12 protein-coding genes are annotated in these 13,847 nt (G+C 69.2%); 3 read left to right on the top strand and 9 right to left on the bottom strand.

The window, feature by feature from the left end; genetic code table 11:
- Positions 1–5 precede the first annotated feature (5 nt).
- The 4 genes from ACT3UF_RS17970 to ACT3UF_RS17955 are packed head-to-tail and all read right to left on the bottom strand — an operon-like array spanning position 6 to position 2,548.
- Positions 6–185, bottom strand: a complete 180-nt coding sequence (locus ACT3UF_RS17970) for a hypothetical protein (protein WP_442332436.1) — start codon at positions 183–185, stop codon at positions 6–8.
- Positions 182–397 (bottom strand): hypothetical protein, encoded by a 216-nt coding sequence (locus ACT3UF_RS17965; RefSeq protein WP_442332435.1) that lies wholly within the window; start codon positions 395–397, stop codon positions 182–184. The genes ACT3UF_RS17970 and ACT3UF_RS17965 overlap by 4 nt, the downstream gene beginning before the upstream one ends.
- A gap of 53 nt (positions 398–450) precedes the next feature.
- Positions 451–1,746: a hypothetical protein gene (locus tag ACT3UF_RS17960; protein WP_441442882.1), complete on the bottom strand. Its 1,296-nt coding sequence runs from the start codon at positions 1,744–1,746 to the stop codon at positions 451–453.
- 43 nt (positions 1,747–1,789) lie between these two features.
- On the bottom strand, positions 1,790–2,548 hold the full coding sequence (locus tag ACT3UF_RS17955) for a hypothetical protein (protein ID WP_441442881.1): 759 nt from the start codon (positions 2,546–2,548) through the stop codon (positions 1,790–1,792).
- Between the two features lie 201 nt (positions 2,549–2,749).
- Between ACT3UF_RS17955 and ACT3UF_RS17950 the strand changes: the two genes are divergently transcribed.
- Positions 2,750–3,277: an HNH endonuclease gene (locus ACT3UF_RS17950; protein WP_441442880.1), complete on the top strand. Its 528-nt coding sequence runs from the start codon at positions 2,750–2,752 to the stop codon at positions 3,275–3,277.
- Between the two features lie 86 nt (positions 3,278–3,363).
- Entirely contained in the window at positions 3,364–4,899 is a 1,536-nt protein-coding gene (locus tag ACT3UF_RS17945) for a UDP-N-acetylglucosamine 1-carboxyvinyltransferase (protein ID WP_441442879.1), read from the top strand.
- A gap of 54 nt (positions 4,900–4,953) precedes the next feature.
- On the opposite strand, the gene ACT3UF_RS17940 is transcribed toward ACT3UF_RS17945, so the two are convergent.
- The gene (locus ACT3UF_RS17940) at positions 4,954–6,678 is read right to left on the bottom strand and encodes an HNH endonuclease signature motif containing protein (RefSeq protein WP_444608457.1); all 1,725 of its coding nucleotides are present in this window, start codon (positions 6,676–6,678) and stop codon (positions 4,954–4,956) included.
- A gap of 449 nt (positions 6,679–7,127) precedes the next feature.
- Here ACT3UF_RS17940 and ACT3UF_RS17935 point away from each other — a divergent pair, with 449 nt between their 5' ends.
- Positions 7,128–8,414, top strand: a complete 1,287-nt coding sequence (locus ACT3UF_RS17935) for an ISL3 family transposase (RefSeq protein WP_444608456.1) — start codon at positions 7,128–7,130, stop codon at positions 8,412–8,414.
- 486 nt (positions 8,415–8,900) lie between these two features.
- Here the strand turns inward: ACT3UF_RS17935 and ACT3UF_RS17930 are convergent, their stop codons facing one another.
- The 4 genes from ACT3UF_RS17930 to ACT3UF_RS17915 are packed head-to-tail and all read right to left on the bottom strand — an operon-like array spanning position 8,901 to position 13,847.
- Complete coding sequence (locus ACT3UF_RS17930; RefSeq protein ID WP_442332343.1) at positions 8,901–10,814, bottom strand: FAD/NAD(P)-binding protein; 1,914 nt, start codon at positions 10,812–10,814, stop codon at positions 8,901–8,903.
- Positions 10,811–11,683: an ABC transporter ATP-binding protein gene (locus tag ACT3UF_RS17925; RefSeq protein ID WP_441444559.1), complete on the bottom strand. Its 873-nt coding sequence runs from the start codon at positions 11,681–11,683 to the stop codon at positions 10,811–10,813. The genes ACT3UF_RS17930 and ACT3UF_RS17925 overlap by 4 nt, the downstream gene beginning before the upstream one ends.
- Complete coding sequence (locus ACT3UF_RS17920; RefSeq protein WP_441444560.1) at positions 11,680–12,780, bottom strand: FecCD family ABC transporter permease; 1,101 nt, start codon at positions 12,778–12,780, stop codon at positions 11,680–11,682. The genes ACT3UF_RS17925 and ACT3UF_RS17920 overlap by 4 nt, the downstream gene beginning before the upstream one ends.
- Entirely contained in the window at positions 12,777–13,847 is a 1,071-nt protein-coding gene (locus tag ACT3UF_RS17915; RefSeq protein ID WP_441444561.1) for an ABC transporter substrate-binding protein, read from the bottom strand. The genes ACT3UF_RS17920 and ACT3UF_RS17915 overlap by 4 nt, the downstream gene beginning before the upstream one ends.

The following is a 13,847-nucleotide window of genomic DNA, read 5'->3' as shown; positions in this document are numbered from 1 at the left end:
CGGACTCAGCTCCCCAGCACGGGGAGCAGGACGCCGATCACGGCGCACACGATGCCCAATCCCCCGGCTGCCCGCAGCAGCAGCCGGGCGCTGGGGTCGCCCCAGCCCTTGAGCAGCCCGAGGGCCAGGAAGAGGACGAAGCAGAGCACCGCGATCGCGCCGACGACGCTGAGCAGGACGATCATCGCCGATTCCCCACGACGGCGAAGCTGACGCCGATCACCGCGCAGAGGATCCCGAGCCCGCCGGCGACCGTGTTCAGCGTCGCTCCCGCCTCTCCGCCGATCGCGATCGAGAGCAGGAAGGTCAGCACGGCGAGCAGCCCGACCAGGGTGATGGCGATGAGCTGGAGGCGGCGGATCGGAGGGACGGCGACGGGCTCTGCGGTGGATGCCATCTCCCCACCCTAGGAGGACTTGGACAAGTGTCCAATGAGTCACCTGTCTGCGCTCAGTCGCGCAGCAGCGCCACCACCGCCACGAGCAGCGCCTCCGAGCCGGTGAAGAGGTCCTGATCCTGCTCGAGCGCCCCGAGCGCCACCAGGCCCTCCAGGTCGTGCCTCACCCGCATCCACCGCGCGACCTCCTCACGATCCTCGAGTACCGACGGGTCCGCGCTGCGGAGGTCCTGCATCCGCAGTCCACCCTCGCGGCAGGCGATCATCAGGGCGGCCAGCGTGTCCGGCATCCCCCGGAAGCCGCCGTCCTCGACGTCCCGGGCATCCCTTCCCAGCAGCAGCGCCGTCAGCACCGCATGGCCGAACTCGACGAACCCGGCAGAATCCTCCGCAGCAGCGACGAAGGGGATCGGGCCCCGTTCCCGATGCACCCGGCCGGCGCTGACCTCGAGCCAGCCGCCGTCTCGCAGAGTCACCCAGGGGCCGACGATCTCCGGGTGGTCCCACATGCTGCGGACGTTCCGCTCGAGCCCGCACCGCGCCAACAGCGCAGCGGCGTCCGCCCGCCCGAGCGCACCGGTGGCGGTCACCCGCCTCCCCTGGCCCACGAACTCCAGCAGTGCGACGGTGCAGCGCACGAAGCTGTTGGTCGCATAGTCCTCGGCGTCCTGCTCGAGGTCGAGCGACATCAGCGCCTCGCGCGAGGCGGAAGGCTCCGGCAGGAACCAGGGCCAGCCCGCCGGTATCTCCGCCTCCTCCTGCACAGCTCTCAGCGCGGCAAGGCGGTCGTAGGGCCGTGCGGGAGCATCGAGCCGGCCGGTCTCGCTCAAGGCGACACGCTCCTCGTCGGCCAGTGAGTTGTACCAGTGCATATAGGCGGCGAGCTCCTGCTCGTCCTCGAGATCGATGCCGAGGCTCATCCCATAGCCCAGGATGTTGGTGGAGAAGGAGCGGCGGGTGGGGTCATCGGCCGCCTCGAGGGCCGCGAACTCGAGCTCGGCGAGCTTCGCGGGCACCGCGTCGACGCTCATCGAATCGGGATCCCAGCGCCCGGTCTCACGCAGATAGGTGAAGAACCGCTTCAGCGTGGGCACCATGTCCATCACCTGCTCACGTGGCTGGATCACGGTGCGCGGGACCACCTCGGTGAGCAGTTCGACGACGAGGTCCTCGGTCCAATGCCCGGGATCGGCGCTGTTCAGCTGATCTGCCTTGAGCCGCAGCAGCGTCTCGAGCGTACGGACCTCTTCGACGGCCGGGGCATCGTCATCAGCCGTGACCCTCCAGGTCCCGTACTCCGACAGCACCAGCTCCCGCTCGCGCTGCTGTGCCTGCTGCTCGTCCATCATCCCTCCAGCATGACGCCACGAGCCCCCTCATGCCAGCGACCGCTCACAGCCCGCCCCGCCGCGCGGCGCCCGCATCGAGCATCCGCTGAGCACGGGCGATGGTGCCGGAGTCGTAAGCCCCGATCGAGCGCGCCTCATTGAGGGCGTCCTGCTGGACTTCCAGCAGCAGCTGGGTGAGCTCCGGCAGCTGCGCCTCCGGAGATTCCGGGGCACCGGATCGACCAGGCTCTGCGGAGCGGTTGTGGAGCTGCCGCACCTTCTCCAGCACTGCACTGTCGAAGGGCTCCCCGCCGCGCCGCTTCAGATCCGGGTTGTCGAGGACTTGGACAGCGGAGGCTTCCCGCAGCTCCCCCAGCAGCAGCGAGAGCTCGCGCTGGGCCTGCTCCTCATCGGTGCCGCGGATGCCGAGCACCCGGATCAGCAGCGGCAGGGTCCCGCCCTGGCCCACCAGGGTCACCAGTGCCACGACGAAGGCGAGCAGGACCAGCTGCGAACGGTAGGGGAAGTCCAGGGGCAGCGACTGGGCGGCGGCGAGGGTGACCACACCGCGCATCCCGGCCCATGCGATCACGGCCCCGCCGCGCAGGCCCAGCCCATTGCCGGCGTAGAACCGGGAGTCGGCATGATGCCGCTGCAACCAGCGCTCGATGCGGACCCGCATCCCGGGCAGGAAGCTCAGCCCCAGCCCGAGCAGCACCAGCACGATCGGAGTGGCAACTCCGAACTTCCCGGCGAAGTAGGAGGACGCGACGATCAGCAGCACGCCGACGACGGCGACGAGCTCGAGCTGTTCGACTCCCACCCCTGATCCTAGGACCGCGGCGCGCAGGGCGACACGCAGTGTTCGGTTGCCGTGCAGGCCGCGGCCACCCGACCGTCCGCAAGAATTCGATGGCCCTGGAGGCTGTGATCGACAACACTGGAGATGCCCGGGGCCTCGAGCATCACGAGCTGCACACCGGTTCCGGGCTGCACGCAGCAGCCGAACATCGGAGGTGACTCGATGGCACAGGTGCGGGTCTACAACCTCGGATTCGACCCCGAGACCGGGATCGGCGAGCTCCTGCACACCACCAGCGTGCGCCACGCCTTCGGCATGATCCGGCGGGAGGTCGCGAACCCGGTCGAGCTCACGATCGTCCAGGACAGGATCCTCCCCACTGCTCTCGAGCTCACCCGTGAGCTGAGCGGGGCCTGGGTGGAGGGCGCTGGGCAGCGCTCGATCGGCTTCTCCTATCGGGCGATCCATGAGCGGGATCGCTGGACCTGCGCGTACTGCGGGCGGCCCGTCTCCAAGAGCCCACCGTGCGAGGGCCTGCTCGCCACTGTGGACCACATCCTCCCGGTCTCTCGCGGAGGCCCGTCGTCCTGGACGAATCTGGTCTCCGCCTGCAAAGAGTGCAACAACCGCAAGGCGGACCGCACTCCGGCGGAGGCGGGCATGCCACTGCGGGTGCGCCCCTATGACCCGGCTCTCGCCCAGCGGGTGCTCCTGGCCGGGGGCCGGTTCCCGCTGCTGATCAGCGGGTGACCGCCACCAGGCGCAATGTGGCAACGTGAGCATCGCCGCACCCCCACTCAACAGCAGATATCTCATCTGTGAGTTACGGTCGCTGGATGACTGAGAACGAGGACTACCTGGCACGGATCGGCACTCTGATCCGTGACGCCCGTCAGCACTCCGGCCTCACCCAGGCCCAGCTCGCCACCGAGCTCGGCACGAGCCAGAGCGCCGTGAACCGCATCGAGAAGGGTCAGCAGAACCTCACGCTGGAGACCATTTCGAGGATCGGGTCGGCGCTCGACTCGGAGCTCGTGGGCCTCGGGACCTCCGGGCCGAGCCACCTTCGCGTGCAGGGCGAGACCACCCTCTCCGGTGTGATCGATGTGAAGTCGTCGAAGAACGCGGGCGTTGCTCTGCTGTGCGCGTCGCTGCTGAACACGGGAACCACGGTGCTGCGCAAGGTCGCGCGCATCGAGGAGGTCAACCGGCTGCTCGAGGTGCTCACGTCGATCGGCGTGAAGGCCACCTGGCTCAATGCGGACAACGACCTCGAACTGCGCGTTCCGGCAACCCTGGACCTCTCCTCGATCGACGCGGACGCCGCCCGCCGCACCCGCTCGATCATCATGTTCCTGGGTCCGCTGCTGCATCGCGCCGGGAAGTTCCAGCTCCCCTACGCGGGGGGCTGCGATCTGGGCACCCGCACGGTCGAGCCGCACATGTCGGCGCTGCGCCACTTCGGTCTCGAGGTGGTGGCCACCGACCACCACTACCAGGCCAGCACCTCCCCGATCTCCGGGCCGCGGCGCCCGATCGTGCTCACCGAGCGCGGCGACACCGTCACCGAGAACGCACTGCTGGCCGCGGCGCTCTACGACGGCGAGACCGTCATCCGCAACGCAAGCCCGAACTACATGGTCCAGGACCTGTGCTTCTTCCTCGAGAAGCTCGGTGTGACGATCGAGGGCATCGGCACCACCACGCTGCGCGTGCAGGGGAAGTCCGCGATCTCCACCGACGTCGACTACGCCCCCAGCGAGGACCCGATCGAGGCGATGAGCCTCATCTCCGCCGCGATCGTGACCCGGTCGAGCATCACGGTGCGCCGGGTCCCGATCGAGTTCATGGAGATCGAGCTCGCGCTGCTCGAGGAGATGGGCCTGCAGTACGACCGCTCCGAGGAGTACCTGGCGGAGAACGGGAAGACCCGCCTGGTGGACATCACCACCCATGCCTCGGATCTGAAGGCACCGATCGACAAGATTCATCCCATGCCGTTCCCCGGCTTGAACATCGACAACCTTCCGTTCTTCGCGGTGATCGCCGCGACCGCGGAGGGGCAGACGATGCTCCACGACTGGGTGTACGAGAACCGCGCCATCTACCTCACCGAACTCACCAAGCTCGGTGCGAACGTGAAGCTGATGGATCCGCACCGAGTGCTCATTGAAGGGCCGACGCGGTGGAGCGGCGCGGAGCTGGTCTGCCCGCCGGCGCTGCGCCCGGCCGTGGTGATCCTGCTGGCGATGCTCTCCGCGAAGGGCACCTCGGTGCTGCGCAACGTCTACGTCATCAACCGTGGCTACGAGGATCTGGCGGCCCGGCTCAACAAGCTCGGAGCTCGGATCGAGACGTTCCGGGACATCTGAGCCCGCGACTGCTGCTGCGCATGGGCCTGGGCCTGACCTGGGCCTGGGCCTGGGCTAGAACGGTGGTTCGGTCTCGTCGTGGGTGGGGTTGGGTGGGATGATCCGGCGTCCTCCGCGGTGGGAGTAGGCCTTTGCCCATGCGGCACGGCGCTGCTCGGCGGCTCGTTCCTGACGGGGTCTGGTGTTCTCTTCGGCGTGGAGACGTAGCGCGTCTTCGTGGGCGCGTTCGTAGGCACGCCAGTCCCGTTGGAGGATTTTCGCCAGTCGTGGGGTGAGCAGGTCGGTGTTCTCCCTGGCTCGTATCCGAATGTCCCGGCCGATATCCCAGGTCGTCTCCAATGGCCCGGCGGTGGTGGTCCCGTCACCGCGGGCGGGATCCTCGACCGGGTCACGGGCGGGGTCGATCAGTCCCGCGGTTTTTTGTTTGTGGTGGAGCCAGCAGAGGCGGTGGAGGTTCCACAGCGAGGTTTGCCCGCCCTGGTCGGGGTGGTCATGGTCGTATTCGATGATGTGGTCATCCTCTGCCGCGAGGACCGTGGCCCGGGTACAGCCCGGCACCGCACAGACCGGGTGACGCAGCCTCAGCTGGAGCCGCATCTGAGCGGTGGGCTGATAGGTCTGCGCGGTCACGGGCAGGTACGCGCCGGTGATCGGGTCGGTGAGGATCCGCTGCCAGGTGCTCTCCCCGGCTGCGAGTTCCCGGGCGAGCTCTGCGGGCAGCGGCGTCATCCCCTCCAGCATCGCGGGCGCGTCACTCTGGCCCAGCAGGGTCAGTGCCGGGACGGTGACGAGGATCTTGTAGGGCCTGGCAGTTTCTTCGACGGGGTCGATGTCCAGGACCGAGTGGGTCAAGATCGCGTACCGCAGCGTCCGCAGCGACAACGCGGTGCCCCGCTCGGCGAGGTCCCGATCAATATCGAACGGCAACGGCCCTTCGGCACCTGCTTCTAACGCGGTGCGCTGGGCTTTCTGGACGGTGCGGGCCGCGACATCGAGCCGGTGGGCGAGGGCCTGGATCTCCGGGATCGGGCCCGTCACCAACAACGATGCGGTTCCCGTCTCGGTATCGATCCCCACGATCTCCACGTCCCGTGACCGGGACGGCGGCGCTGGGAGAGTCCCGGCGGTGGCGAGGGCGACCGCGAGCCGTACATGCTTCTCGAACGTGTCCTGCGAGATCGAGGGAATCTCGATCGTGGCCATATGCGCATCCACGTCCCGGGCCTGCTCCTCGCTCAGGCGCCGGGTGTGGCGGATCAGGTAGTGATGCCACTGCTCGGGCAGATCCCCGCGACGCAGGTACGTGAACGTCACCGGCATCCACTGCACCGCCAGATACGCGTCACGGACTTTCGCGTGGGCTTGGGGGTAGGTGCAGCGCAGCCCCGCGGCGATCTTCAACGCGGTCACATCCGCGTCATCGAGCAGGCCCCGCACCTCGGGGTCCTCACAGAAGAACGTGGAGAGCTGACGCAGCAGATGCGCGTGCAGACTCGCCCGGGTCCGCATCGTGCGATGCAGCCCCAGCATCCGCCCCGCGTCGAGACTCCCGGGGGCCGCTTCCTCCAGGATGTACTCCTCATCCAGCACCCGCCGCGCCCGCACCTCCCACTGCGGCAGCCCCTCCGGCGCCACACCACGACTGGCCGAAGACGACTGCCCGACACCGGGCCCGGCAGGCGGGTCACCGGCAGGGGCATCCTCGCGCGGAGGGATCCCGGCCGGCGGCTCGCCCGCCGCGTCCGCGTCAGCGAACCGGTCCTCCTCGAACTCACCCACCGAAACCCCTCCACCCACACACCAGAAACCCCATGAACCACGTCTGCGATATTCCCCAATACTAATTCCCAAGCCCTGCCTACTGAAGGGTCAGAACGAAATGGGGATGAACCTGTGGATAACCCATAGGTGTGGAGGAACGGTCGTCGGGAAAGATGTCGTGGCACAGTGACGACCCAGGTCAGATCCATGACCGTCGCCCGCCGTGAGGACCGATGAGCTGACCAGCACAGATACGACACTGCGGACCACGCGAATATTTAATGACGCAGCGGAAGGCGCATTTTAGAATGGATGCCGATTTGTCAAGAAGCGCCAACGAAATGTGGATAACTGGCTCTTCCCGGTTCGTGGTGATGGGGAGCGTCGCGTCGTTGACGTAGAACGGCTCGTGGTCCTGCTGTGATGGGTGTTGTCAAGACATCCGAATCTCAGAGGACCACGAGCCTGTGCACGAGAGTACTGGTTCGCAGCGTGATGCTGCGAGCACGATCTTCAACTTGCCCAATTACCGCGTCATCGATGCCGTCGACCTGCCCGACGGGGGCCGGCGGGTGGTGATCGCCTCGACCGTCCCGCCGGGCTGTCCGTCCTGCGGCGTGCTGGCGACGAAGGTCCATTCCCGCCGGTCACAGCAGGTCCGGGACGTTCCCGTCGCTGGCGCGGCGGTGGTGGTGTGGGCCAAGCGGCGCTGGTTCTGCCTGGAGCCGGCTTGTGCCCGGGGCACGTTCGCCGAGGCCACCGAGCAGATCCCTCGTTACGCACGCTCGACGACCCGACTGCGGGAAGAGGTCGTCTCGGCCGTGATCACCTCGGGCCGAGCAGCCTCCGAGGTGGCCCGGGCCCACGGCGTCTCGTGGTGGCTGGTCCAGTCCGCCCTCAGCGCCGCCGCTGTGGTCCTGCCTGACGTCGACGACGTGCGGGTAAGGCGTCTGGGGGTCGATGAGCACCGCTACCGGTCAGTGCGCTGGTTCCGCACCGACGAGGGCGCTTGGAGACGGTTCGAGCCGTGGATGACGACACTGGTCGACCTGGCCACCGGGCAGGTCCTCGGCATCGTCGACGGCCGGGACTCCAGGGCCGTCGGGGACTGGCTGGCCCAGCGTTCCGAGCTGTGGCGGGAGCGGATCGAGATCGTCGCGATCGATCCCTCGGCCGCGTTCCGCAAGGCGCTGCGGACCTACCTGCCTCGCGCCGCGGTCTCGGTCGACAAGTTCCACCTGGTCAAGCTCGGAAACGACATGGTCACCACCGTCAGGCAGCGCCTGGCCCGCACCCATCGCGGTCGTCGGGGCCGCAAGGACGACCCGGCCTGGGCCCACCGGATGCTGCTGCTGCGCGGCGGCGACACCCTGACCCCGAGGGCGTGGGAGCGGTTGGAGACGGTGTTCCGCACCGACGACCCCACCGACGAGCTCTCGGCCTCCTGGGGCATCAAGGAGCAGCTCCGACGCCTGCTGGCCACCGACACTCTCGCCCAGGCCTGGGACGAACGGATGCGGATGGGCTACTTCGCCCAGATCGCGAACATGCCCGAGACGACGAAGCTCTACGACACCGTCGTGGCCTGGTGGGACGCGATCGAGGTCCTCATCGTCACCGGCGCAACCACCGCGAAGGTCGAAGCGGGCAACACCGGCATCAAGAACATCAAACGCACCGGCCGCGGATTCCGCAACCCGGAGAACTACCGGACCCGTATCCTGCTGACCAGCGCCGCGAGAACCGTAGCGTGAATACCCGCCACAGCAGGGTCATTCACCACGAACCGCGAAGAGCCGGATAACTCGCTCTGGGGAGGGCCCGTGCGCTGCCGCCAGGCCCATCGGCACTGCGAGATATGTCCGGCACCTGAACATTTCAGGCATCTGGACATTCCAGGTCTCTCGACATACCAAGCGTCGGGATGTGCCAAACATCGGGATTAGTCAGGCATACGACCAGTTGTCCGGGCAGATTGGCGGCGGGATGGCAGGGCGTCGAGCCCCAGACGTGGCAAGAGACGTCCGCCGCAGCCCGACAGGGCCCGGCGAGACATGCCGGACCCCCGTCCCGCCAGCTCAGCATGCGCCCCACCAACTCGGCAGGCAGCCCCGGCCCAGCAGGCACTCCCGGCCCAGCGGGCGCCCCGCCGTCTCGGCAGGCACACCTTCCGTTCCTCCCGCGTACGCACGCACGCCTGCCACTCCAGCTGACCGATCCCGGTCAGCGGCAGCGGCAGCTCACGTCGCCTGCGCGACGCTCCCCACCCGCGCCCTTGCGAGGATCTGCCTGGCCGCGACGTCCGCGCCGGCCAGCAGCGGTGACGCCACGCCGGGGGTCGCGCCGATCGCGGATCCCGGCTGGGTGGACGCAGCGGGGATCCCGAGCACGACCACGGACTCATCCACCGTGCCGTCGGCCGCGACGAGGTTGTGGCCGCCGAGCGCGTCTTCGGAGATCTCGGCGCGGGTGGCCTCCATGCTGTGGGTCTGCACCCCGTCCACGGCATGGACGCGGGCACGGCCCGAATCGAGCAGGGAGCGCAGCAGCGGATCGCTGGTCTGCGGGATCCTCCCCTTGGACATCCTGGTCTCCAGCAGCACCGAAGAGGTGACCACGCGGCCGGTGATCGGTGAGGCGGCGCGGAAGAGCCCGGCGGTCTCGTCGGCCTCGATCACCAGCTCGGGACCGATCAGCTCCACCACCCCGGCTTCGATCAGCGCGAGCACGAGGCGAACCCGCTCGGCGGGCGGTCCGGAGGCCAGGGCGAGGGAGTCCCCGTCGAACCAGCCCAGCACATCACGGGCGAGAGATTCGCCGGTGAAGACGCCGTGCCTGGTGAGGCGGCCGATGCTGCGACGCAGCGACCCCATGGCGCCGTTGACCGCGGCACGCGGGTGCCGCCAGGGATCGGACATCGAGCCCAGCTCGTCGGCGATCAGCCGACGCACCAGCTGCGACCAGCCCTTCTCCCCGACCGGTTCACCGTGGGTGGGGCGGTGCAGCTCGTCGAGGGTCCAGGCCCACCGCGGATCTGGGACCGCCCCCGAGAGCACGGCATCGACCTCGTCCTGGGTGTCGGCGACGTCCAGGCCCGGGAGCCACTCCCCGGCCACTGCGTCGGGAGCGACCTCGGTGAGGGCGTCGAGGTAGACACGGGCGAACTCCCGGGCGAGCACCGGCCAGACCTCGCTGCGGAAGTCCACGTCGGATCGCGTCGTCAGTGCATCGAACCACTCCGCGCTCGCCCATCGCGGCACGAAGGGACGCACCGAGCGGCCGCCGTCGGGCTTGGATCGGTAGGGGACGCCGCGCCGCGACCCGACCACCAGCTGCGGTTCGAGCCCGCTGGGATGGTAGCGAAGGCGTCCGCGGGCATCGCCGTCCACCAGGGTGAACTCGCCGCCCCATTCGGCGGCGAGCTGCCCGATCACGTCGAAGAAGTTCGCTCCCAGGCCCCGCACCAGCACGGGCTCGCCCGCCGGCAGACCGGTGTACGTGCGTTCGGCGGGCATGCCGGGCTCGACGTAGCGCAGCGCGAAGCGATCGGCGAAGTCGACCAGAGCGGTGACATCGTGGCTGCGCTGCGACTGGACCATGCCCTGGGCGAGCACCACGGTGGGCGCGGCCAGTCGGCGTCCGTCACGGAGGACCACGACGGTCTCCTCCCCCAGCTGCTCGAGGTCGACCGCGAGGCCCACCACCTCGGTCACCTCGACCGCGCCGGTGGCGATCGCGGCGTCGAGCTGGTCGCGGAAGTACACGCCCTGCAGGCGCCGGGTCGGGAAGGTCGCCCCGGTGAGCTCTGAGGCCTCGGTGAGAACCCACTCCCCCGCCGGATGGCCGCCTTCGGCGCGGACGCGGCGGGCCCAGTCCACCAGGTCAGGCCCGGGTGCGGCGGGCCCGCTCATCCGGGTGGAGTCGTCGGGATGGACCGTCGTGGCGTCGGCCTGGGTGTTGTTCAGGTACTGGGCGGGCTGGTCGATCAGCCAGGTCGCTCCGGGGCCGACGGCCATCGCGTCGACGACTGCGAGGCGCGCGGGCCCGGCGCCGGAGGTGGCGACGCGGGCTGCCGTGCGCAGCACGGTGGCCACTCCGCGTGGCCCGCCGCCGACGATCACCGCATCGAAGCGGTCCGGCAGGGCGGTGCTCATCGGAGGGCGGCGGGGACCAGGTCCGGGCGCACCGCGTCCTCAGGGTCCTCGGCGTTCTCGACGTCCGGTTCGTCGAGTCGGCTGCCGGTGCGGGTGAATCCGGCCGCGTCGACCCGGGGGCGCACCTCGACGGCGTCATCCCGCTCGGACACCTCGACGTCGACCTCGTAGACGGAACGCAGGATCGGGCCCTGCAGTGCCTGCGCCGGTGCACCGTCGGCGACCAGATGGCCGCCGTGCAGAACGATCACCTGATCGCAGTAGCGCGCGGCGTGGTTGAGGTCGTGGATCGCGATCAGGGCGCTGATGCCCTCCTCGCGGGTGATCCGACGCACCAGCTGCAGAGTCTCGATCTGATAGCGCAGGTCCAGGGCAGAGGTCGGCTCATCGAGCAGCAGCACGCGGGGATCCTGGGCAAGGGCACGAGCGATCATCGCGCGCTGAGCCTGCCCGCCGGAGAGCTCGGACATCGACTGCTCGGCGATGTCGCTCAGGCCCATCCGCACGATCGCGTCCTCGACCTTCGCCCGGTCCGCGACGCCGGGGGCGATCCCGAAGTGCGGGGTGCGGCCCAGCATCACAGCCTCGCGCACGGTGAGATCGAAGGGGGCATCGCCCGCCTGCGGCACATAGGCCACGAGCCGGGCGAGCTCGCGGCGACCGAGGCTCGCGATGTCGCAACCTTCCACGGCGATGCGGCCGGTCTTCGCGCGGTGCACCCCGGCGAGAGCCTTGACCATCGTGGACTTGCCGGAGCCGTTGGGGCCCAGCAGGGCGCAGAACGTCCCGGCGGAGACGTCGAAGGAGATGTCCTCGAGGATCCTGCGGGTGCCGTAGGAGAAGGACAGGTCGGTGACGGAGAGACTCACTTCAGGGTGTTCCTTCGCGTGAGGATGAGATAGATGAACACGGGGCCGCCGATGAAGGCCACCACGATACCGACGGGCACGACCGCCGGGGCGATGACTGTGCGGCCCACCGCGTCGGCGACCAGCAGCAGCAGCCCGCCGGAGAGAGCGGCGAAGGGCAGCAGGTGGCGGTGGTCGGCACCGATCGCGAGACGCGCGATATGCGGGCCGACGAGGCCCACGAAGCCGATGATCCCGCAGAAGGAGACCACCACCGCAGCGAGCACGACCGACAGCGCGATCAGTCCGATCCGCACCGGGCCGACGTTGACGCCGAAGCTGCGAGCGGCATCGTCCCCCGCGAAGGCGATCGCGTTGAGATCCCGGGAGAAGAACAGCGTCACCGGAATCGCGATCACGGTGAACGTGCCGACGATCAGCACGTCGTTCCAGGTGGCGTCGTTCACCGAGCCGAAGGTCCAGCGGATGATGGCCTGCAGGGTGTTCTCGTTCGCGGTGAACTGCAGGGCCGAGGTGAGCGCTTCGAAGATCTGGGTCATCGCGATGCCGAGCAGCAGCAGGGTGGCCACGGCCATCCGGCGGGCGGTGGCGATGCCGAGCACGACGGCGGAGACCGTCAGCGCCATGATCATCGCACCGGCGATCGTCGCCCACACCGGCAACTGGTTGGTGCCGGCCAGGGTGATGACCAGCGCCGCGCCGAAGGCCGCGGCCGGGGAGACGCCGAGGGTGAACGGGCTGACCAGCGGGTTCCGCAGCAGTCCCTGCATGAGCACGCCGGAGACCGACAGCGCGGCCCCCGCGGCGAAGGCGAGCAGCACCCGCGGCAGCCGCAGCTGGGTGATGACGGCATAGGTGGAGGCGAAGTCGGCGCTGATGGTGCCGCCGACGATGCTCACCTGGAGCGAGCGGAGCACATCGCCGAAGCCCACCCCGGCGGTGCCGATGGTGACCGCGGCGATCAGGGCGAGAACGGAGACCACCACGCCGACGGCGAGGACGAGCGACTTGCGCAGCTCCCTGCCTCGCGCGGGATCCGTCGGCGCCGGGGCGGGTGCGGGCACCTGCGGGGGCTGCTTCTGCAGCGTCGCGGTCATGCCTGCGGTCCCTGCACATAGGCGGCCGGGTCGGTCAGTTCGGTGTCCTGGAACTCGGTCACCCAGCGGGTGAGGTAGTCATCGGGCACGACGCCGTCCATCTCCTCGGGATGCAGCCAGGCGCCGAGGTAGAGCGCGCCGATCGACTTCCCCAGCGCGCTGGTCGCCCAGCCGTTGGCGATCGCGACGCGTCCCTCGGCGATCGCGCTCAGTCCCGCCCAGCCGGGACGGCCGGCGAGGTCCTCGCGCAGCGCGTCGAAGCGGTCGACGGGTTCGGCAGAGGGCTCGAACTCGTGCATCACGAACTGCGGGTCCCGCAGCACCACCTCGGTGGGATCGACCGTCAGCTCCTCCTGGGCGTCGCCCCCGGAGGCGTCATCGAAGATGTTGGAGCCGCCGGCCGCTTCGATCATGGCGTGGAAGCCGGAGCCGGGCAGGGTGGTCAGGTACGGCTCGACCGTCTCGAAGTACACCGGGACCGGCTCCACGTCCGTCAGACGCTCCTCCAGGATGCCCGCGATCTCGGCACGGAAGTCGAGGACCGCCTGGGCGCCCTCCTCGAGCCCGAAGACCTGACCGAGCAGGGCGAGGGTCTCGTCGACCACCTCGGTGTCCCAGGCGGTGGCGATGAGGACGGGGATGTCGAAGGCGGAGAGCTGCTCGAGCGCCTCCTGCCAGACGGCGTTGCGCGGGAGGATCACGACGTCGGGCCGGAGCTCGGCGATGGCCTCGTAGTTGAGCTGGTCCAGCCCCTCGGCGATCACCTGGTCCTCGGCGAGCTCGAGATAGGGCAGGCGGTCCAGGGAGGCGCGGTCCACGCCGACGACGCGATCGCCGGCACCGATGGCCCGGACGAACTCGTTGGAATAGCTGTTGACGACGACGGCGGTCTGCGCGGGGCCGGGCAGGACCACCTCGCGGTCCTGGTCGTCGACGACGGTGAGCTGCTCGGAGGCGTCGGACTGTCCCTCGACGGTGACCTCGCCGCAGGCGGCGAGGCCGAGGACGGGCAGGGAGACGAGAGCGGTGCCGAGGAGGGTGCGGCGACGGAGGGAGGCGGTGGTCAT

The organism is Brachybacterium sp. AOP24-D1-21, assembly GCF_052378665.1.
Taxonomy (GTDB): Bacteria; Actinomycetota; Actinomycetes; order Actinomycetales; family Dermabacteraceae; genus Brachybacterium.
The sequence above is the reverse complement of the archived record's forward strand: the minus strand, read 5'-3'. Positions and strand labels throughout refer to the sequence as shown.